General features: G+C 43.4%; 18 protein-coding genes and 1 CRISPR repeat array. Of the genes, 12 read left to right on the forward strand and 6 right to left on the reverse strand.

Annotation, left to right across the window (positions count from 1 at the left end):
• The first annotated feature begins 2 nt into the window (after nucleotides 1–2).
• The 8 genes from cas6 (at nucleotide 3) to AAX10_RS02260 (ending at nucleotide 10176) form a co-directional block, all read left to right on the forward strand.
• A complete protein-coding gene (cas6, locus tag AAX10_RS02225; RefSeq protein WP_036366579.1) occupies nucleotides 3–863 on the forward strand; it encodes a CRISPR system precrRNA processing endoribonuclease RAMP protein Cas6 in 861 nt (286 codons plus the stop codon).
• A gap of 77 nt (nucleotides 864–940) precedes the next feature.
• A complete protein-coding gene (locus AAX10_RS02230) occupies nucleotides 941–1771 on the forward strand; it encodes a hypothetical protein (protein WP_046699711.1) in 831 nt (276 codons plus the stop codon).
• Between the two features lie 18 nt (nucleotides 1772–1789).
• Entirely contained in the window at nucleotides 1790–2539 is a 750-nt protein-coding gene (locus AAX10_RS02235) for an alpha-ketoglutarate-dependent dioxygenase AlkB family protein (protein ID WP_080946986.1), read from the forward strand.
• Between the two features lie 8 nt (nucleotides 2540–2547).
• Nucleotides 2548–2814, forward strand: coding sequence for a CRISPR-associated endonuclease Cas2 (gene cas2 / locus AAX10_RS02240; RefSeq protein WP_046699712.1), 267 nt, complete (start codon nucleotides 2548–2550; stop codon nucleotides 2812–2814).
• 24 nt (nucleotides 2815–2838) lie between these two features.
• Nucleotides 2839–3828 (forward strand): CRISPR-associated endonuclease Cas1, encoded by a 990-nt coding sequence (gene cas1, locus AAX10_RS02245; RefSeq protein ID WP_080946987.1) that lies wholly within the window; start codon nucleotides 2839–2841, stop codon nucleotides 3826–3828.
• Nucleotides 3829–3834: 6 nt separating this feature from the next.
• On the forward strand, nucleotides 3835–4140 hold the full coding sequence (cas2, locus tag AAX10_RS02250) for a CRISPR-associated endonuclease Cas2 (protein ID WP_080702241.1): 306 nt from the start codon (nucleotides 3835–3837) through the stop codon (nucleotides 4138–4140).
• Between the two features lie 241 nt (nucleotides 4141–4381).
• Nucleotides 4382–5383: a CRISPR direct-repeat array (repeat unit 36 nt; unit sequence GTTCAAAACCTTCCCTGTTATAAAAGGGATTAAGAC).
• 335 nt (nucleotides 5384–5718) lie between these two features.
• Nucleotides 5719–8343 (forward strand): bifunctional aconitate hydratase 2/2-methylisocitrate dehydratase, encoded by a 2625-nt coding sequence (locus AAX10_RS02255; RefSeq protein WP_046700562.1) that lies wholly within the window; start codon nucleotides 5719–5721, stop codon nucleotides 8341–8343.
• A 456-nt stretch (nucleotides 8344–8799) separates the two neighbouring features.
• Nucleotides 8800–10176: a diaminobutyrate--2-oxoglutarate transaminase gene (locus AAX10_RS02260; RefSeq protein WP_046699713.1), complete on the forward strand. Its 1377-nt coding sequence runs from the start codon at nucleotides 8800–8802 to the stop codon at nucleotides 10174–10176.
• Between the two features lie 46 nt (nucleotides 10177–10222).
• Here AAX10_RS02260 and AAX10_RS10580 read toward each other — a convergent pair whose 3' ends face one another.
• A complete protein-coding gene (locus tag AAX10_RS10580; RefSeq protein ID WP_420812462.1) occupies nucleotides 10223–10453 on the reverse strand; it encodes a hypothetical protein in 231 nt (76 codons plus the stop codon).
• 242 nt (nucleotides 10454–10695) lie between these two features.
• Between AAX10_RS10580 and AAX10_RS02265 the strand changes: the two genes are divergently transcribed.
• From AAX10_RS02265 to AAX10_RS02280, 4 genes are read left to right on the forward strand one after another with little or no spacing between them, the layout of a single operon-like run.
• Nucleotides 10696–12267, forward strand: coding sequence for a site-specific DNA-methyltransferase (locus AAX10_RS02265; RefSeq protein WP_046700563.1), 1572 nt, complete (start codon nucleotides 10696–10698; stop codon nucleotides 12265–12267).
• An 18-nt stretch (nucleotides 12268–12285) separates the two neighbouring features.
• Complete coding sequence (locus tag AAX10_RS02270) at nucleotides 12286–14898, forward strand: restriction endonuclease (RefSeq protein ID WP_046700564.1); 2613 nt, start codon at nucleotides 12286–12288, stop codon at nucleotides 14896–14898.
• Nucleotides 14899–14948: 50 nt separating this feature from the next.
• Entirely contained in the window at nucleotides 14949–16493 is a 1545-nt protein-coding gene (locus AAX10_RS02275; RefSeq protein WP_046699714.1) for a pyridoxal phosphate-dependent decarboxylase family protein, read from the forward strand.
• Between the two features lie 4 nt (nucleotides 16494–16497).
• Nucleotides 16498–17319 (forward strand): DUF72 domain-containing protein, encoded by an 822-nt coding sequence (locus AAX10_RS02280; RefSeq protein ID WP_046700565.1) that lies wholly within the window; start codon nucleotides 16498–16500, stop codon nucleotides 17317–17319.
• 44 nt (nucleotides 17320–17363) lie between these two features.
• Here the strand turns inward: AAX10_RS02280 and AAX10_RS02285 are convergent, their stop codons facing one another.
• From AAX10_RS02285 to AAX10_RS02305, 5 genes are all read right to left on the reverse strand, one after another.
• Nucleotides 17364–17933 (reverse strand): tetratricopeptide repeat protein, encoded by a 570-nt coding sequence (locus AAX10_RS02285; RefSeq protein WP_046699715.1) that lies wholly within the window; start codon nucleotides 17931–17933, stop codon nucleotides 17364–17366.
• A gap of 190 nt (nucleotides 17934–18123) precedes the next feature.
• Nucleotides 18124–18741, reverse strand: coding sequence for a methionine biosynthesis protein MetW (gene metW / locus AAX10_RS02290; RefSeq protein ID WP_036364449.1), 618 nt, complete (start codon nucleotides 18739–18741; stop codon nucleotides 18124–18126).
• Between the two features lie 13 nt (nucleotides 18742–18754).
• A complete protein-coding gene (gene metX / locus AAX10_RS02295; RefSeq protein WP_046699716.1) occupies nucleotides 18755–20002 on the reverse strand; it encodes a homoserine O-succinyltransferase MetX in 1248 nt (415 codons plus the stop codon).
• A 114-nt stretch (nucleotides 20003–20116) separates the two neighbouring features.
• Nucleotides 20117–21562, reverse strand: coding sequence for an ABC transporter ATP-binding protein (locus tag AAX10_RS02300; protein WP_046699717.1), 1446 nt, complete (start codon nucleotides 21560–21562; stop codon nucleotides 20117–20119).
• A gap of 2 nt (nucleotides 21563–21564) precedes the next feature.
• Nucleotides 21565–22365: an ABC transporter permease gene (locus tag AAX10_RS02305; protein WP_226997801.1), complete on the reverse strand. Its 801-nt coding sequence runs from the start codon at nucleotides 22363–22365 to the stop codon at nucleotides 21565–21567.
• Nucleotides 22366–22368: the final 3 nt, after the last annotated feature.

Here is a 22368-nt window from a genome sequence, read left to right on the forward strand (position 1 = left end):
GTATGATTAATATCACCCGCTACCGTATCAGTTTTTGCGCTGATAATGACATACATTTGCAAAGCTATGCAGGTTCTGCACTACGTGGAATGTTTGGGCACGCCCTAAAATCTATGGCTTGCCCCACTGCCAATGGTAGATCTTGTCGTTGTCAGGGGGATTGTCTATACCGCACATTGTTTGACCCACCCCAAACCCACACGCATGACCGCAAGCAAGACACACCGCCACCTTTTATTGTAGAAGCCCACAGCTTGCCGCGCCATATCAAGGCAGGGCAGACGGCTTATTTTTATATGACGCTAATTGGCAAAGTCGCCCACAGCGAGCAGATGATGATAGAGCTGGCTTGGAGACGAGCTTTGTCGGTGGGATTTGACCAAAAAGACAAAACCAAAGCGACTGCCAAATTCATCGGCATGAGCAAATTTGACAGCCCTTTCGGTAGCCCTATCAAACCCATGCCGCCCACCGCGCTTATCCTAGACCTATTTACGCCCACGCGGATACAGCATCACGGCAAGCTCTTGAATTCACAGGATTTGGCCGTCTCACTATTTTGTCAGGCATTGATGCGCCGTTATGTGCAGTTATCGGCGGTATATGGAGATAAGCCAGATGATGATGAGCTTAAATCCGTTTATCAGGATATTGAGAATGTCACTGGTGAGTGTTATTTATCCTATCGGGCTTGGTCTCGCTTCTCTCATCGCCAACATCGGGTTATTCCTCAGGATGGTTTGGTGGGGCGGATTGAGCTGCACGGTGTGAGCGAGCGACTATACCATTATCTGCATTTAGGGCAGTGGCTGCATATCGGCAAGGGGACGGTGTTTGGGCTTGGACAGTACCAGCTAAGATAAGCTTACAAAACCCTAAAAATCTATAAGCACACGGCATAATACGCATCAAATTTAGATAACTTAAAAAGGTGTGTATTATGTCAAATCAAATCCAAAACACTCAAGCTGCTAACTTCACTTCTTTTCAGGGCTACTACGAGCAGTCGGTTCATGCGTATCAAAATAACCGCTCTCGTCTAACGTACAATGCATTTGTTAATAGAACGAATCGTGCTAAGCGTCCTTTGAGTTGCGATATTGAGACTCAGTTTTATACTGCCGCCTACGCCATGCAGCACTATCAAAGCATGATGGCTGCTCTTAATGAGCAAATCAGCATGGATGACTCTTCGCTACACCTAAATATCGTCGACTATGGTTGTGGTCAGGGTGTGGCGACGTTGGCAGTGCTTGATTTTATTGCCAAAAATGTCAGCTGTCACGTCAGCTTGAATGTCCACCTTTTGGAGCCATCTAACTTGGCGTTACAAAATGCCAGAGAGTTGATCGCTGCTCGTGCGGACGCGCTCGGCATGGATTTGACGTTAAGTGTTCAATGCGTGGAGATTGCCCAAGTGCATTTACCAAACCATATCAAGAGCAATGTCAGTACTACTTTGCATCTGTTTTCGAATGTGCTAGATGTGGTGGGCGTGCAAGTGAGTCTAGGCTCGGTGGTGCGTGAGATTCACGCCACGCAAGGTGAGAATATTGTCATCGCATCTGCTCCCAACTATTCGGACAGCTATAAGGGCTTTCGTCAGTTGTCTGCCTTGCTTGTGGGTAATGCCAATCCTACCATCTACGCTCGCACGGTGGAGCATTATTCTTATCGTGTTATTCAAAACCGCTGGCAAACCAGTACGGCACTATCCATTCATATGGCGCTAAGTGCCAACAATGATTATTACAATCATCAAGTGGCTTAATCTTATAAGGAAAATATCATGGATTTATTTTTTGATACACCTGCCCCAACAGATCTGATTACGAGTGGCAAATTCCAAGGCACGCCTTTTGACGCTCATCCCCACGATGATGGCAGGGGTATTGTCATTGACGTGCCTTATGGACGGCTATACTATGCGCCTGCTTATTTTGACAAGCAGGCGGCGGACGAGTTTGTGGATTATTTTTTAGCGTGTGATGGGGTTAATCATCATACTCACGACTGGCAAAACGAGCCAAATATCAATGAGATGCCCTTTACCAACATCCAATGGCACCAAGACACCATCAAAATGTACGGCAAAGAACATCGCCTGCCACGCATTTCGGCATGGTATGGCGACAGTGATAAACCCTATACTTACTCGGGCATTACCTTAGAGCCTAAGGCATGGACGGACAAACTATTGTCGTTAAACGATGAACTTGGCAAAATCTGCAAACGTCGTTTTAATAGCGTACTACTCAACTGGTATCGCACAGGGGACGACCACATCAGTTGGCATACCGATGCCGAGCGAGAACTGGGCAAAAACCCCATGATTGCGTCCGTTAATTTTGGCGAAAGCAGGCGATTCCTATTGCGTCTAACAGACGACCATGCCACCAAACTAGAAATCCCACTCCACCACGGCAGTGTGTTGGTCATGGCAGGTGAACTGCAGCACCATTGGCAACACAGCGTCCCAAAACAAGCCAAAATCAGAAATAGCCGTATCAACTTAACGTTTAGAAATATTGTATCATAGGAGGGGTGATGTCAGATTATTTGGTGGCGTATGATATCAAAGATGAGCGTATTCGTGGGCAGGTATGTCAGCTTCTAAAGAATCATAGCATAACCCATCAAAAATCTGCCTACGAGTGCCAGCTTTCACCACTTCAAAAGAAGCAATTGATCTTGGATGTCAATGACGTCATCGAGGATGATACTTTTTGTTTGTTTGTCATCAAGAGCAGCTATTGGAGTCATCAGTCAGTCAACCGTATTAGTATCGATGATGACTGGATGTACATCGGCTGATCAGGTTTGAGATGGAGTGCGACGATGATCAAAACACTTGTCATAGATCAAAAGGATGCTCACCTATACAGTGAACGTAATCGTCTCATGGTGTGTCATGAGAGTTTTGTGCATCCCATCAGCGTGTCATTCACTCAGATGGATTCATTGGTGATAGGGTGTGGTGTTACGATGAGTAGTACGCTACTGACCAAGCTCGCCAAGTGTGATATCACTGTTAGTGTGTTACCGACACATCGCACGGGGCAGGCGTGCCGTCTGATCGGCAATTTTAGGGGTAATGTATCAAGAAGAGTTCATCAGTATCAACTATGCCAGAGTGAAGCGCTTAGATTGGCATGGGCGACTCGCCTGATTCGTTTAAAGCTACGCCGTCAAGCACTGCTGTTGGTTAAGCTGTCTGGACACATATCGCTGTCGGAGGATGCTATGCTACAGGCAGTGATGGATAAGCTGATTCACAGTTATCAAGGCATAACACCGACCAGCCTTGACAGCCTGCGAGGAGTTGAGGGCAGCTCAGCGCAGCTATTTTTTGGCGCATATCGTAGATTTTTTGATCAAAAATGGCGATTCGTCACTCGTAACCGCAGACCGCCAAAAGACCCCATTAATGTTCTTTTGTCATTGGGTTATACACTCATGACGCAGCTTTATGAGCAGTCGCTCTATGCCATCGGGCTAGATCCGTTCTTGGGGATTCTGCATGACGAGACTTATGGGCGACAGTCATTGGCTTGTGATTTTGCCGAGATTGGGCGGGCGGACATTGAAGCGTGGGTTTGGCAATTGGTTCAAGATGAGGAATTTGACTTGGAGATGTTCGACTTCGACGGTGAGTATGCTTGTACCATGAATAAAGCAGGGCGAGCAGTGTTTTATCGCCATTGGGTAAAACTAAAACCAAAGTTGCAGCGTCAAGCCCATAGACATGCTCATATATTCTTAAAAAGACTAACCAAAACCCAAACCAAACTCATGTTTATGCAAGACTTAACCAAAAGCGGAGCGTAATCAGCCATGCCATACAAACAAAAGACACCTAAGAATTTTTTGATATGCTACGACATATCTTGCAAAAGACGTCTTGCCAAAGTCTATCGGCTTATTAGCAGCCATGCAATACCCATACAGCGTTCGGTGTATTTTGCCACGCTCAGGGCTGCCGATATGGACGCCATCATCGCACGACTAAAGACAATCATCACAAAGGAGGATGACGTTAAGATATATGAAACGGAATCATTAGAAAATGCACACATTCAAGGCAACCGCTCGCCAAACATACAGCTGTTCGGCGAGAATGGGGGTCAAATCATGTGGTAAAATGCTTGTGGATTGCGATGATTCTTGTTAAAATAACCGATAATTTGACGTTGGTCGACTATTTAATAACTTGGTTTTATATAAATAATCCTAATCGGTGTCAAATTTATAAGTTATTGTTTTTTAAGGATTTTTAATTATTTAGGCTTCCTTAATCTACATTAACTTTTATTAAACAATTTTTGAACAAAAATTTGATCTGCAAACGTTTGATTTTACTTGTTATTTTTAAATGAGTGCAGTTCAAAACCTTCCCTGTTATAAAAGGGATTAAGACGTATAGATACATTGCTAGTCCTATGTTAAGTTAGTTCAAAACCTTCCCTGTTATAAAAGGGATTAAGACACTGGCGGTGTAACTGCTTGCACTTGTTGCATAAGTTCAAAACCTTCCCTGTTATAAAAGGGATTAAGACAGCTGTAGCTGGTGCAATGTGGATTGCCATTGGTTCAAAACCTTCCCTGTTATAAAAGGGATTAAGACGTTATCTGGTAATACCCATGTATGGCTATCTAGGTTCAAAACCTTCCCTGTTATAAAAGGGATTAAGACGGTTGGAGTGGCACTCATCGCAAGCCCTGAGTTGTTCAAAACCTTCCCTGTTATAAAAGGGATTAAGACAATACTCCAAAGGGTAGCTCATCTTCGTCTAACGTTCAAAACCTTCCCTGTTATAAAAGGGATTAAGACTTATGGCGGTTATCGTCATTGGTTCGTTTGTGAGTTCAAAACCTTCCCTGTTATAAAAGGGATTAAGACTAGATTAGCCGAGCAAGCTGAACAAGCCATTTACGTTCAAAACCTTCCCTGTTATAAAAGGGATTAAGACTTACTAGCTAAGCCTTTAACTTCATCTGGAGAGTTCAAAACCTTCCCTGTTATAAAAGGGATTAAGACGATTATCAAGGCAATCAAGCCTACGAAACTAAGGTTCAAAACCTTCCCTGTTATAAAAGGGATTAAGACACCGCTTCAATCTCTGCTTCTGTTGGCTTGTGAGTTCAAAACCTTCCCTGTTATAAAAGGGATTAAGACACGTCAAATGTGACAGACTTACGAACAAGGTTTGTTCAAAACCTTCCCTGTTACAAAAGGGATTAAGACGTATTCACACGACCGTTTGCCAGCTCACTCATGTTCAAAACCTTCCCTGCTATAAAAGGGATTAAGAAATCTGTAGATTAAATACATATCTCCATCTAATACGTTCAAAACCTTCCCTGTTATAAAAGGGATTCGTGCTTGTCTGCAATTATTTATAGAACACCATTATTAACAAATCCCGCCCTAATCTTGAGATGGTTTATAAATCTCAGGGTTGGGGCGGGTATTTTGGCTGTTTAGGCTATCGGTGAACTGCATTTAGGCATGATAAACTCCTTAACCATTTTTTAAATAAATGTTGGTTATGAGAGATAATTTTTTGAATTTATGCCAAATTTCAGTTATTATAATTAAGAGTAAATTTAGGCGAAAATGCCTGTAAAATCAACGTCTAGGCACTTGATAATTGTTTGTATAATGATAACCACTATCAAGCACTTATGACCTCACATGGAGATAAAGCTATGTCGCAAATGCTAACTGAATACAGAGCCCACGTCGCTGAGCGTGAAGCGCTAGGTGTGCCACCACAGCCATTGACCGACGCACAGACAGCAGATCTGGTAGAACTACTAAAAAACCCACCAGCTGGCGAAGAAGAATATTTGGTTGATCTATTAGAGAATCGCGTACCAGCAGGTGTTGACCAAGCTGCCTACGTTAAAGCTGCTTTTTTGAACGCTATTGTTAAAGGTGAAGCAAATTCACCACTAATCACCAAAGAGCGCGCAGTATATCTACTAGGCACGATGCTTGGTGGTTATAACGTTGCGCCATTGGTTGACCTACTAGACAATGCTGAGCTTGGTGGATTGGCTGCCGAAGCACTTAAGAAGACTCTACTGGTATTCGATGCGTTCCATGACGTAGAAGAGAAAGCCAAAGCAGGCAACGCCAACGCCAAAGCAGTACTAGAATCATGGGCAGAAGGCGAGTGGTTCACCAGCCGCCCAGACGTGCCTAGCGAGATGACCATTACTGTATTTAAAGTAACTGGCGAGACCAACACAGACGACCTATCTCCAGCCCAAGATGCATGGAGCCGTCCTGACATTCCACTACATGCCAACGCCATGCTAAAAAATGCCAGAGACGGCATTAACCCAGAAAAAAATGGCGAAGTTGGTCCACTAAGCCAAATCAAAGACCTAATCGCTAAGGGTAATCCTGTTGCCTATGTGGGCGACGTTGTGGGTACAGGCTCTAGCCGTAAATCAGCGACTAACTCTGTGTTATGGTTCTTCGGTGACGACATTCCACACATCCCTAACAAGCGTGACGGCGGTGTGTGCCTAGGTGGCAAGATCGCTCCGATTTTCTTCAACACCATGGAAGATGCAGGTGCGCTACCTGTTGAGATCGATGTTGCTGACATGAACATGGGTGATGAAGTTACCCTAAAAATTGACCACGATACCGCAACTGTAACTGCATTCAAAAACGGTTCACAAATTGCTGAGTCTAAACTAAAAACTCCTGTACTATTAGACGAAGTGCGTGCTGGCGGTCGTATCAACCTAATCATCGGTCGTAACCTAACGGGTAAGGCGCGTGAAGCACTAGGTCTAGAGCCATCTACTCTATTCCGCACCCCAGATCAACCTGCTGACACAGGAAAGGGCTTTACTTTGGCTCAAAAAATGGTTGGTCGTGCATGTGGTCTGCCAGAAGGTCAAGGCATCCGTCCAGGCACCTACTGCGAGCCTAAGATGACTACTGTTGGTTCACAAGACACCACAGGTCCGATGACTCGTGACGAGCTAAAAGACTTGGCTTGCCTAGGCTTCTCATCTGACCTAGTGATGCAGTCGTTCTGTCACACCGCAGCTTATCCTAAGCCGATTGACGTGGTAACTCATCATACGCTACCTGATTTCATCATGAACCGTGGCGGTGTGTCTCTACGCCCAGGTGACGGCGTTATCCACTCATGGCTAAACCGCATGCTACTGCCTGATACTGTAGGTACCGGTGGCGACTCACACACTCGCTTCCCGATTGGTATTTCATTCCCAGCGGGTTCTGGTCTGGTGGCGTTCGCTGCTGCAACGGGTGTGATGCCACTTGACATGCCTGAGTCTGTACTTGTCAAGTTCAAAGGCAAAATGCAACCTGGCATCACGCTTCGTGACCTAGTACATGCTATCCCTTACTATGCAATCCAAGCAGGCGACTTGACTGTTGAGAAAAAGGGTAAGAAAAATATTTTCTCTGGCCGTATTCTAGAGATCGACCTAACCGAGATGGAAAACGACCTAACTGTTGAGCAGGCATTCGAATTGTCTGATGCATCTGCTGAGCGTTCAGCTGCTGGCTGTGCGATCACGGTATCAGAAGAGAAAGTGGCTGAATACCTGCGTTCTAACATCGTCATGCTAAAATGGATGATCGCCGAAGGCTATGGCGACGCTCGCACCCTAGCTCGTCGTGCTGAGAACATGCAAAAATGGTTAGACAACCCAAGCCTACTAAAAGCCGACGCTGATGCAGAATACACTAAAGTGTATGAGATCGATCTAGCCGACATCAAAGAGCCAATCCTATGCTGCCCGAACGACCCTGATGATGCCAAATTGCTATCAGAAGTTGCAGGCGATAAGATTGATGAAGTATTCATCGGTTCGTGCATGACCAACATCGGGCATTTCCGTGCCGCAGGTAAGCTTCTGTCTGAAGTACCAGCAGGTAGCCTAACCACTCGTCTGTGGATCGCGCCACCGACCAAAATGGACGAACGTCAGCTGATGGACGAAGGGTACTACAACACTTACGCCCAAGCAGGTGCACGTACCGAGATGCCAGGCTGTTCACTATGCATGGGTAACCAAGCTCGTATCGCTCCTAACTCTACAGCGGTATCGACTTCTACTCGTAACTTCCCGAACCGTCTAGGTCAAGGTGCAAATGTATACTTAGCTTCTGCTGAGCTTGCGTCTGTCGCTTCTGTACTTGGTAAATTGCCAAGCGTAGAAGAGTACATGGCGTATGCAGGTAAGCTTGAGTCTATGGAAGCTGAAGTTTATAACTACCTAAACTTCGACCAAATGGCTGAGTACACCGAGAAATCAGACAAAATCAGCGTAGCACAACTTGCCTAATCTGATTTGATTAAAAAAACACCGTCAAGCGATTGGCGGTGTTTTTATTTTAGTGTATTTTGAGCAACCTTTTTTAGATTTTGATCATAAAATCCTTGCCAAATTTTCCCTGTGTGTTATAATTTGCCACTTTTTTAATTTTAATGATTTTACATTTGTTTTAATTTTCAAAAGTATTGCCGTGCAAGCGGTTGAATTGCCTTATTTTATCTCCATAAAGACAGTAGGGTAATTGCTCTTGCAAAACTGGTGTGCAATGGATTTTTCTTAACTATCATTCCTAACTTCATTGAACCACACGCCGAACGTCGCCAAACCTTGTTAAACCCAAATTTTAGTTGATAAATTGGGTTTGGGTTTAGGGATGCAGTCATCAAATTTTCATATGTGATTGATAAGATTGAGATTGTATTCATAGGTTTTTCTTTTAACCCTTATCTGAGATGGTAATCCGATATGAGCGTTCATTTTGTAAATCATGCCCCAACAGCCCCCAAAGACGGTGCAACCAACGACTACTATTTGACTCGTCAAAACCAGATGGAGTCAAATGTCCGTAGCTACCCACGCAAACTCCCCCTAGCCATTGCCAAAGCACAAGGGTGCTGGGTTACTGACGTAGAAGGCAACGAATACCTTGACTGCCTAGCAGGAGCAGGTACGCTAGCCCTAGGACACAATCACCCTGCCACAATCAACGCCATTAAAGACGTGCTAGAAAGCGGTTTGCCACTGCACACCCTTGACATCACTACGCCAATCAAAGACGCATTCACCGAAAAATTGTTATCATTCTTTCCAAAAGATTTTGTCTTGCAGTTTTGCGGTCCAACAGGGGCTGACGGTACAGAAGCTGCCATCAAGCTTGCCAAAACCTACACAGGGCGTGATAATGTCATCGCATTCTCTGGCGGTTATCACGGCATGACGCACGGAGCGCTTGCCATGACAGGCAACTTATCCGCTAAAGAAAAAGTGGGCAATCTCATGGCAGGCGTGCAGTTTATGCCTTATCCACACGAATACCGTTGCCCACTGGGTCTGGGTGGTGAAGCGGGTGTGGACGCTTTAACTTATTATTTTGAAAACTTCATCGAAGATGTGGAAAGTGGTGTGGTAAAACCCGCTGCCGTTATCCTAGAAGCCATTCAGGGCGAAGGCGGTGTTGTCCCTGCGCCCAAAAAATGGCTACAAAAAATTCGTGAGGTTACTGCCAAACACGACATCGTGCTTATCCTAGATGAGGTGCAAGCAGGCTTTGCTCGCTCTGGCAAGATGTTCGCCTTTGAACACGCCGATATTGTCCCTGATGTGGTCGTTATGTCTAAGGCGGTGGGCGGTGGTTTACCCCTTGCCGTGCTTGCCATTAACAAAAAATTTGATGCGTGGTCGCCAGCAGGTCATACAGGTACTTTCCGTGGTAATCAGCTAGCCATGGCAGCAGGCTATAATGTTCTAGAACAAATCACCAACAATAACCTTGCCGAAAACTCACGCATCCAAGGTGAATTTTTGCGTGATGAACTGCGTAAAATTGCACAAGAATTCCCCTGTATCGGTCATGTGCGTGGACGTGGTCTGATGACTGGTATTGAGATTGTAGACGAGCGTAAGCCTGCCGACCATATGGGGTCATACCCTGCCGACAGTGAGCTTGCGGTCGCTATCCAAAAAGCGTGCTTTGACAATAAACTACTGCTAGAGCGTGGTGGTCGTGGCGGTACGGTGGTGCGTTTGCTGTGTCCAATCACCATCACTCGTGAAGAATGTCAGACGGTCATTGATCGCTTCAAAAAGGCGGTGGGTGAAGCGGTAAAAGCGGTTCGTAGCTAGGCGTTAATTGTAATTTAAAAATAAAGGCGTGCTAAATGGTACGCCTTTATTTTTTGCCAAAAATGGGCTTTATGTTTATCAAACAATTTGTTAGAATAAAAAATTTTACTTGACAATTGCTATGGAAAATCGCAAAATGAACCAACCAACCAACCAACCAACCAACCAACCAACCAACCAACCAACCAACCAACCAACCAACCAACCAACCAACCAACCAACCAACCAACCAACCAACCAACCAACCAACCAACCAACCAACCAACCAACCAACCAACCAACAGCCTAAAAACCGCCCATAATACCGAATTTTTTGGTGAAAAATTAGCCAAACTTCGTCAAATTCTGCCTGAAATTTTTAGCGAACACGCCCTAGACCTAGAAAAACTCAAAACCCTACTGGGCGACCACCTTGCTCAAAACGAGCGCTACGGCTTGAATTGGGCAGGCAAATCAACCGCCTATCAAGCCCTACAAGCCCCTACCAATAACACGCTTATGCCTTGTCCTGCCGAGAGCGTGGATTTTGATACCACACAAAACATTTTTATTGAAAGTGATAATTTAGAAGCTCTAAAAATATTACAAAAATCCTATGCAGGCAAAATCAAAATGATATACATTGACCCACCTTATAATACGGGCAATGATTTTATTTATCACGATGATTTTAGCCAAAGCAAAAAAGATTATGAAATTGCCACAGGCGATAGAAATATCAATGGCGAATTGTTAAAATCTTTTAAAAAGAATAGCAAAGACAATGGGCATTATCATTCTAATTGGCTTAATATGATGTTGCCAAGATTGCATTTGGCCCATACTTTACTTTCTGATGATGGCGTGATATTTATCAGTATTGATGATAATGAACAGGCTCAATTAAAATTATTATGTGATGAGATTTTTTCTGACGATAACTATGAACAATTAGTTTGGAAAAAGAAAGGTGGTGCAGGAAATACGGAAAAAGTATTAGGTTGTTTAACTGAATATATTTTATGTTATTTTAAAAATAAAAAAGCAGGTGTTTTAAACTATAGAGATATTGAGCGTAATTACAGATATAAAGATAATATTGGAGAATATAATCTTGAAGGTATGGAAAAAACCAATTCTGGCGGTTATGCAAGACCTACCATGCTATTTGATATTGTTAATCCTGAAACTGGTACTATATTTAAACCAAGTTCAGGCAAGCGGTGGACTATTGGCAAAGAAAGAGTTGAACAACTCATTTTAGAAAATAAACTTTATTTTGATGAAAGTAAGAATAAAGTTTATTATATTAAAAGAGCAGATGATTATGAGTTATCTGAAAATGTGTATTTAAATCTATTATTGGAACATGGAAGTTTATCTGTTGCAAAAGATGAAATTAGTGATTTAGGAATTGGTAGAGAATGTTTTGATACTCCAAAACCAACAATTCTTATCAAACATTTATTGGAAATAGCAAGTAACAAAAACTCTATTATCCTAGACTTTTTTGCAGGTTCGGCAACCACTGCCCATGCTGTCATGCAATTAAACGCAGAAGATAACGGCAATCGTCAATTTGTAATGGTGCAATTACCTGAACTCACCGATGAAAAATCTGAAGCCCATAAAGCAGGATTTAAAACCATTAGCGATATCTCCAAAGAACGCATTCGCCGTGCAGGAGCAAAAATCAAAGCTGAAAATCCCGATAAAATGCTAGATACAGGATTTAAGGTTTTTAAATTAAGTGATAGTAATTTTAAAGCGTGGCAAATTGACGATGACGATATTGCCAAGCAATTAGAAATGTATATTGACCCCCTAAAAGATAATGCCAATGAAATGAATGTTATCTATGAATTGCTATTAAAAATGGGATTAAAATTAACGGCGGATATTAAATTTGATAACGGCATTTATTGGCTAACTTGTAAAAATAAATCATACGCCATTGTACTAAATTCATTATCCCAAGATGAGTTTAACGCCATTATTGACAAAAAACCTGCCAAAACCGTTGTCCTAGACAAAGCATTTTTAAATGACAGCGAAAAATCCAATGTGATTTTGCAATTTAAAGATGCTGGACTAAATTTTGAAAGCATTTAATTATTGGGGGAATGGATGATGCAAATTCAATACGAACAGTTAGATTATCAAAAACAGGCGATTGACAGTATTGTGGATTTATTTCAGGGCGAAATCACACATCATCAAGATGATTTTAGCTTGTCGGATAAAGACAATATGCGTGTCATTGCCAATGAATTATCATTATCCAAAGATGATATTTTTGATAATTTAAAAAATATCCAAACGCAAAATCAGCTTTCTTTGTCTGATAAATTGGATAATTTGTATTTTAGTGTAGAAATGGAAACGGGTACAGGTAAAACTTTTGTTTATTTAAATACCATTTTTGAGCTTTATCAACGCTATGGCTGGCGAAAATTTATCATTGTTGTGCCAAGTGTCGCCATTCGTGAAGGTGTATTGCAGACTTTAAATAGCACAAAAGGATATTTTAAAGATGAATTTAATTCGCCGATTTATCATTATGGCGAATATAGCGGACGCAAAACAAACTTATTAAAACATTTTGCGACAAGTACACATATCGAAATTTTGGTGATGAATATTCAATCTTTTGAAAAAGAAAGCAATATCATCAATCAAGAACGAGAAAATGGCGTATTGATGGAGTTAATCCAAGCAACGAATCCAATCATTATTATTGACGAACCACAAAATATCAGCAGTGATAAACGAAAAAATGCCATTGATAATTTAAATCCATTATTCACGGTCGGTTATTCAGCAACGCATAAAGAAATTATCAATAAAGTATACAGCCTAAATCCTGTACAAGCATTTGAACAAGGATTGGTAAAACAAATCGTGGTCAATTCTGTGGTGTCGCAGGATAAAAATAATGCCTTTATTGAATTAAAAGAAGTCGTTAATAAAGGCGGATTAAAAGCCAAAATTATCATTGATATCAATGAAAATAAAGAATTAAAACGCAAATCAGTTACTATAAAAACAGGCGATGATTTGTATGAAAAATCAAAACAAAATCCCAATTATCAAGGATTTATTGTTAATGGTATTGATTTGGAAAACCAGATAGTTAGATTTTCTAATGGTATAGAAATTGCCCGTGGCGTCAATTTGGATTATCTTAAAGATGATATTATGAAACAGCAAATTCACGCCACGATTAAAGTACATTTACAGCGTGAAAAGCAGTTAAATCCATTAGGTATTAAAGTATTATCGCTATTTTTTATTGATAAGGTAGAAAACTATCGCACCAATGCACAAGGCGAAATCGGTAAATTTTATCATTGGTTTGAAGAATTGTATGAATTAGAAACCAAACAATCAGCAAGTGGCGTACATAGTGGCTATTTTAGCCAAGACAAAAAAGGCAATGCCAAAAATAGTAACGGCACAACCAAAGATGATAATGATGCTTATGAATTGATTATGAGGGATAAAGAGCGGTTATTGTCGCTTGATGAACCTGTACGCTTTATTTTTAGTCATTCAGCCTTAAAAGAAGGTTGGGATAATCCCAATGTTTTTCAGATTTGTACTTTAAATGAAACCACATCTACCATTAAAAAACGCCAAGAGCTAGGGCGTGGTCTAAGACTGTGTGTCAATCAAAATGGCGAGAGAGTTTATGATGAACAGGTTAATATTTTGACCGTGATTCCCAATGAAAGCTATGAGCAATTTGCCAGCAGTTTACAGCAGGAATATATCGATGATTGTGGTGTGAAATTTGAAAAAACGCATATTAAAAATGCCGAAAATGAACGCACGGTAACTTACCGTTTTGATGCGTTTACCGACCCACTATTTTTACAAATTTGGGAGCGTATCCGTCAAAAAACCAAATATCGTGTTGCATTTGATAGCGATGAATTGATTAAATTGGCAAGCCAAGCATTAAACAAAATGCCAACCATTGCCAAACCAAAAATTGAAATTAAAAAAGCACGACTCATTCAAAACAGTGAAATGGGTGTACAGACAGAAGAGGTTTATTCTGATTATCAGTATTTGAACAAAAAAATTGCCATACCTGATATTTTAAAGGCATTGCAAAATAAAACGGGATTGACTCGTCAAACTTTGGTAGAGATTTTAAGGCAATCTGGCAGAATTGATGAGATTAAAAATAACCCACAACGCTTTATTGAAATTGTGGCAGAACTCATTAATAATGAACTGTACGATTTGATGAAAAACGGCATTTATTATCAAAAATTAGATGAAATCTATGAACAAAATCTGTTTGAGACTTATCAAATTTATACCAATCAATACACTTTTGATGTGAATAAAATGGATAAAACCATTTATAATGGTGTGCTGGATTTGGATTCAATCACCGAACATCAATTCGCCACAGATTGTGAAAATTATGATGAGCAAGTAGATTTTTATTTTAAATTACCCAAAAAATTTAAAATCCCAACACCAATCGGTAATTATAATCCTGATTGGGCGATTGTCATCAATAAAAATAGCGAGCAGGTTTATTTTATTGCCGAAACCAAAAATACAGGCGATAAATCCATTCAAGATGGGGTGGTGGTTGATAAATTGAAGTGGGAAGAGCGGTTTAAAATTGCTTGTGCCAAACGATTTTTTGAAATAAATGATGAAGTAGGCTATCAAGTGGTGCAAAAGATTAATGAATTAACCGAAAATAATAAGGTATATTAAATGATGCAAATATGCTAAAATAAAGCATTTTTTACTTTTAGGATGTAGCCATGCTAACTCTTGAACAACATCGTCAAGCCTTACTTTGTAATGATAGCCAGTCCATAGCAGACTATGAACGTGCGATGACGGACGCTGTCAAAGCGGTAACGGCATGGCTTAAAAACGACAAAATGTACACAGGCGGTAGCATTAAAGAGTTACGCTCACAAATCGCCTTTAACCCTGCCAAAGATGGCTTGGGTGCGGATAAGGCGTTGGAGCGGTTGGTGGAGCTTTTTTTAAACAAAAGTTTAAAAGTTCATCATCCCCACTCGCTTGCTCATTTGCATTGCCCAACCATGGTAACATCGCAAATTGCTGAAGTGCTGATTAACGCCACCAACCAATCCATGGACTCGTGGGACCAGTCGCCAGCAGGCTCGCTGATGGAAGTACAGCTCATTGACTGGCTACGCCAAAAGGTCGGCTATGGGGCAGGGCAGGCAGGCGTGTTCACATCAGGAGGTACGCAGTCCAATTTGATGGGCGTGCTATTAGCAAGAGACTGGGCAATTGCGAAGCACTGGAAAAATGCAGACGGCAGAGAATGGTCGGTTCAACAAGACGGCATTCCAGCAGACGCCATGCAAGCAGTCAAAGTGATTTGCTCAGAGAATGCTCATTTTAGCGTGCAAAAAAACATGGCAATGATGGGCATGGGCTTTCAATCTGTCGTTACCGTGCCTGTGGACGATAATGCCAAGATGGATACAGATGCCCTTGCCAAAACCATGGCGGATTTAAAAGCAGATGGCAAAATCGTGGCGTGCGTGGTGGCAACAGCAGGGACAACGGACGCAGGGGCGATTGATGACATCAAGGCCATTCGCAAGCTGTGTGATGACTTTGGGGCGTGGCTGCATATTGATGCGGCATGGGGCGGAGCATTGATTTTATCCAATGAATACCGTGATATGCTTGACGGCATTGAGTTATCCGACTCGATCACGCTTGATTTTCATAAGCATTTTTTCCAAAGCATCTCATGCGGTGCGTTTTTATTAAAAGACGAACAAAACTACCGCTTTATGCACTATGAAGCAGAATATCTAAACTCAGCTTATGATGAAGAACACGGCGTGCCAAATTTGGTGTCAAAGTCTTTGCAGACCACTCGCCGATTTGATGCGTTAAAGCTGTGGATGACCATTGAAGCTCTGGGTGAAGAGTTGTATGGCTCAATGATTGACCATGGCGTGAAATTAACTCGTCAAGTGGCGGATTATATTAAAGCAACGGACGGTTTGGAGTTGCTTATTGAACCGCAATTTGCCAGCGTGCTGTTTCGTGTTGTGCCAAAAGAGTATCCAACGCATTTGATTGATAGTCTTAATCAAAATGTCGCAGATGAGCTGTTTGCTCGTGGTGAGGCAAATATTGGGGTAACTCGTGTGATTGACAAAAATCGTGATGTACAATCTTTAAAAATGACCACGCTTAGCCCCATTGCCACGCTTGACAATGTTCAAGCGTTGCTTACCCAAGTCTTACAAGAAGCAGAACGCATCAAAGACGACATCAAAAACGGCACTTACACGCCACCGATTGATTAAGTTGGTGAAGCGTATTCATATTGGCACAGGCGGATATGGCGACAATGATTTGATTGGAGTGCTGTATCCGCACAATGCACGGCCGAATGACTTTTTACATCATTATGCCAATCATTATGATTGTGTAGAAATAAACAGCAGTTTTCACGCACCCATTGGTCAAAAGACTGTGCAAGGTATGTTTGCCAAAGCTGATAAACGGCTAAAATTTTCGTTCAAACTACACCAAGATTTTAGCCATGCTCGTACTGCCACCGCCCAATCCGCCAAAAATTTTTTACACATTTTAACGCCTTTTAGCAAGCAGTTGGCTCCGCTGTTATTGCAATTCCCCCACAGCTTTGAACGAACCATCACCAATCGTCGGTATTTGGGCGAGATGGCAACATGGTTTGATGGACATCTGCTTGCCATAGAGTTTCGCCACCCCAGTTGGCATGTCGACCCTGTATTTGCCCATTTTGCCAAATCGCCCAATTTGATTTGGGTAAACGCTGATTATCCAAAAAATATCGGACTGCCAAACACGCCTTTTTGGGCGAATGCACGCACGGCGTATTATCGCCTACACGGCAACAATCCACGCTGGTGGGACGAAAAAACTGCCAAAGAGCGACACGATCATCGTTATAGCGATGATGAACTTAGTAAAATCGCCGATGAGATTTTTGCCAATAGGCAATACTTTGATGAATTGTTCATTTATTTTCAAAATACGACCAACGCCCATTCTTTTTATAATATCGTGATGTTAAAAGAAAAATTGGCACGGTTAGGTTTTGAAACAAAGCTGCCTTGTCTGAGGGGTCAGGGCAGCTTGTTTTAATCATTGGTCAGGTAGGGGTTGGGTGTCATTTTACCATCATAAAATCATTGATTTTGAAACCAATGATTGGCGCTGTTTTTGGCTTTTTCGATGTCGCTTGATGATAGGTTTAGGGCGAGCTGACCGATCTTGGCTTGAGCTTTACCGCGGATGTTATCGTCTAGCATACCGTCGCGGCTAGATAGGTCGTACCATTTGTAGGCATCAACAAGGTGCTGTTGTCTTTCGTCGATCATCGCTAGGGCGTAGCTTGCACGATTGTCACCTAGGTGTGCTGCGCTCTCTAGCCATTTACGACCAGTTGCCATGTCGGCCTTGACGCCTTCACCACGCAGATACATGATGCCAAGGTTTAGCTGTGCAGGAGCAATATTCTGTTCGGCGGCACGCGTGTACCAGTAGGCAGCGCGATTGGCGTCTTTTTGTACGCCTTCACCTTTTTGTAGGCGTTTGGCTAAGAAAAACTGTGCGTGATGATTGCCTTGAGAGGCTTGTGAAGTTAGGCTTGCGATGTCCATGGTCTCAAAGCGCGAAGTAGATGATGGGTTTTGTGCGCTTGCAAGCGTCGCTGATCCTAGAATGGTTGAAAGTAGGATAGCTTTTAGGACTTTCATGGTAACTCCACTGATTTTTTAAAACAAAAATGACTTAATGGATGATAAGTCATTAAAATGGGGCGCTCTAGATATTTAAGCATACCCGAACTATATTAACATCTTGATTAGATAAACTCAATCAAACAGATGTTACAAAATGGCAAATAAACTTACTAAATTGCATTTCTATGCTTACTAATTTTTTATTTTAGGTGCGCGCCACTCGAAACACCGCCACGTCCGCCAACAGGTTGGGGGCTTTTTTGACTATTTTATCACGAACAAAGGCAGGGATTTTGGGATTGGGGTTGTCCCATAGGGCGACCGTATCTAAAATGCGAATGTTGTTGTCGTGGCACAGTCGTTCAAAATCCTTAAAGGTGCAAAGATGAATGTTGGGGGTGTTGTACCATTGGTGGGGCAAGGTCTCACTCATCGGCATAATGCCTTTAATGCCAAGATAAATGCGGTTTTGCCAATAGGCGAAGTTTGGAAAAGTTACAATGCCAAATTTAGCGACTCTTAGCATATCGTTTAGCAAGGTTTCAGGATTTTTGACCGCTTGCAAGGCACGAGCCATCACCACGGTATCAAAACTGTTGTCGGAAAAGCGAGCCAAGCCGTCATTTAGGTCTTGCTCTACGATGTTTAGCCCTTTGGTAATGCCTTCATTGATTTTGTTAGGGTCAATCTCAATGCCATAGCCAAACACGCCCAGACGTTCTTGCAGATGAGCCAATAGTGTGCCGTCCCCACAGCCCAAATCTAGGACCTTTGAGTTGGGTTTTATCCATTTTTCGGCAAGTTGGTGGTCGATGTTGTTCATGAGTTTCCTTATTTTATTGTCTTGCCAATTGTGAAATCTCTTGGGGTGTGATGTCGCCTGTTTGTCGTTTGATGACAGGAGCGTTCAAAAAGCCCCGAACGGCAGTCGTATAACGGGGAATGTTAAACAAAAACGAATCATGCCCGTGCGGTGCGTCCACATTGACAAAGCTCACTCGCTTGTCGTTTGCAATTAAAGCGTCCACAATCTCAACCGACCGCTCAGGCGTGAACCGCCAATCGGTGGTAAACGAGACGATGAGAAATTGGCACTTGGTGCGAGCAAGCGTTTGTTTGAGAGCTTCTTTTTCGCCCAGCTCATCTTTCGTATAATCCCGTGTCGGGTCAAAATAATCCAGTGCTTTGGTCATGAGTAGGTAAGTATTGGCATCAAAATTTTTGCTAAACCGTTCGCCTTGATAACGCAAATAGCTTTCTACTTGAAATTCCACATCATAGCCGTACATGAATTTACCTGATTTTAAGTCCCGTCCGAACTTGGCTTTCATCGCCTCTTCGGTGATGTAGGTGATATGCCCCACCATACGAGCTAAAATCAGCCCACGTCTAGGATAAGTGCCGTGTTTGAGATACCAGCCGTCATGAAAATCGGGGTCGGATAGGATAGACTGGCGAGCGACTTCGTTAAAGGCGATGTTTTGGGCGGAGAGCTTGGGTGTGCTTGCGATGATGACGGCGCGTTCTAAGCGGTCGGGGTAGTCCACCGACCATTGCAACGCCTGCATACCGCCCATACTTCCACCGACAATGGCGTGCCATTTGGCAATCCCTAGGCGGTCTGATAGCATGACTTGGGTTTTTACCCAGTCTTTTATCGTGATGAGTGGAAAATCCGCCCCCCAAATCTCGCCTGTGGCAGGATTGATGGTGGTGGGGCCTGTGGAACCGTGGCATGAGCCGATGTTGTTTAGGCACACCACAAAAAATCGGCTCGTGTCTATCGCCTTGCCATTGCCAATCAGATTATCCCACCAACCTGCTTTGGTGTCGCTCTCACTGTGATAGCCTGCGGCGTGGTGTGAGCCTGATAGGGCGTGGCAGATTAAAATGGCGTTGGTTCTGTCGGCATTTAGCTCGCCATAAGTCTCGATGACTAAGTCAAATGACGGCAACACCCGCTTGCATTCTAAGGTCAATGGCTCATCAAAATGCAAGGTTTGGGGTGTTACGATACCGACTGATGCGGGGTCTAAAAGGGTGGGTGTGTTATTATCCTGTTCGCTCACGATCGTTCCGTTCATTGTTGTTTTTGTTAATAAAATAAATAGGTGCCAGCTAGTAACTGGCACCTATTTATTTTAGCATAATTTTGACAAAAATTCTTGTCGCTAAAATGCCAAACTCTCTACACCAGACTAACGATAATCCGTCAGATCCACCACCGTATCACAGTAATGCCGTGTCAAATCGTGGCTATGACTGACCATAACCAGTGTGCAGTTTTGGGTGCGACAGGCGTGCGTGAGTAAATCTAATGTGGTTTTTTGGGTAATGGGGTCTAGGCGGTTGGTAACTTCATCGGCAAACAGTAGCACAGGTTTCACCATCAAAGCTCGCATGATGGCAATGCGTTGAAGCTCGCCCCCTGAGACGCTCTCACTGGTGCGGTGCAGAAGGTCGGGGTGGAGCTGTAAGGCTTCCATGAGCGGGGCGATTTGGCTTTTATCAAGGTGATGACGTTTGACCACGTCATCGATGAGCGTGCCAAGCGTGATGTTTTGGGCGAAAGCGGACGGTGGGTCTTGGTAGAGTTTTAGCACTTGGTGGCGTTTGGGTTTGGTGTGCCATGTCATCACCCCTTTGGACGGGTTGATAAGCCCGCAAATGGCGTCCCCGAGCGAGCTTTTACCGATACCGCTATCGCCGATAAGTCCCACCACCTGCCCTGCATGGAGCGTGATGTTTAGCCCACTAAACAGCTCTTTGTTGCCACGACTGATGGCCACGTCTTTTAAGGTCAAAAGGGGCGTCTTAGCAGGCGTGATGTCCGCCTTTGTCCATGTGGCAGGGTTGGCACTCATCAGCTCTTTGGCGTAGTCGGATTTGGGATTTTGTAGGACATCGGTGGCTTGCCCTTGCTCTAAGAGCTTACCTTTTTTCATGACAATAAGCAGGTCGTTATCAGTGCTTAGACGGTTGGCGACTTCGATGTCATGCGTGATGGTCAAAAGGCAGCCGCCTTGTTTGGCGACTTGGCCAAGCATGTCCACGACAGCGATTTTATTGGTGTGGTCAAGCCCTTTGGTGGGTTCATCGGCGATAACCATGTACGCCCCACTCACGGTAGCAGACGCAAAGGATGCACGTTGTGCCATGCCCCCTGACAGCTCATGTGGATAGCAGTCTTTGGCGTGGACTAAGGAGAGTTGCTCTAAGGTGCGTAAGGTGGTGTCTTTGGCGGCAGAGTTATCGACTCGTTTGACAAAATGCAGACTCTCCCAAATCTGGCGAAACACCGTCATGGTGGGGTCAAGCGAACGCACTGGCTCTTGGGGGAGCATGGTCAAATCACGCCCCCACAGCTTGGCAAATTGATGTTCATCAAGCTCGCCTTGTCCGTCATGGAGCGTTTTGCCGTTGATGAGAATTTGTCCTTTGACCGTCAAGCCCTTAGGCAATGCCCCCATGACCGCTTGGGCAAGCAGGCTTTTGCCCGACCCTGTCTCACCTAAGATGGTTAAATTTTGCCCCTTTTTTATGCTAAGGCTAATGGGCTCGACTAAGGTAGCACCGTCTTTAGTGTGGACAGATAAGTTATTGATTTGAATTAAGATATCTTGTGATGATTGGGTGTTTTGCATGACTAGCCGTCCTGTTTGCCTGATAATAATTGAAAAGAAAGCACGAGTAAAAACACGGTAATAATCGGCAAAAAGAACACCAAAGGCGCTTCATAATAATAAGGAAATAGTTCGGTCATCATCAGACCCAGCTCGGCGGTCGGTGGTTTAAGACCGACATTGACAAAGCCAAGCGTGGCAAGGGCTAGCACCGCATTACCCGCCCCAAATGCTGAGAGTGTCCACATGACAGGGGCGAGCCGTGGCAGATAGTGGCGTTTGATGATGTACCACAGCCCCATGTCCATGAGTGTACTGGCTTGTACTTCGCTTGATTTGCGTAAGGTTAGGCTCATCGCACGGGTCATCTTAAAAAACTCCACCCACATGACAAGTGATACGCCCAGATACAGCGACCAAAAACTGTTGGGGGCGATAGACGCAAACAGTAGGATAAACAATAAACCAGGCAATGCCATGATACAATCACAGATAAAGTTAAAAAAGTTATCCAAAATCCCTCCAAAAATTCCCGCCAGCAAGCCAAACAGTAGCCCAAAGATGAGCGACACCCCCACCGAGCCAACAATGAGCGAAAAAGACAAGCGAATGGCGGACGCAAGGCGAGCCATCATATCACGCCCTAGATGGTCAGTACCAAAGGGGTGCTTGCCACTGGGGGCAGATAGGATAACATCTAGGTTTTGCAGTGCCATGTCATGGGGGCGTATGAGTGGACTACCATAGGCAAAGATGAGGAGTGCCGCCAAGATGCTAATTCCGATAAGCTGAGTGGGGGTTAGGTTTTTTAAGTATTTCATCATAAT

Origin of the sequence: Moraxella bovoculi (assembly GCF_000988745.2) — a bacterium.
GTDB classification, from domain to species: Bacteria; Pseudomonadota; Gammaproteobacteria; order Pseudomonadales; family Moraxellaceae; genus Moraxella; species Moraxella bovoculi.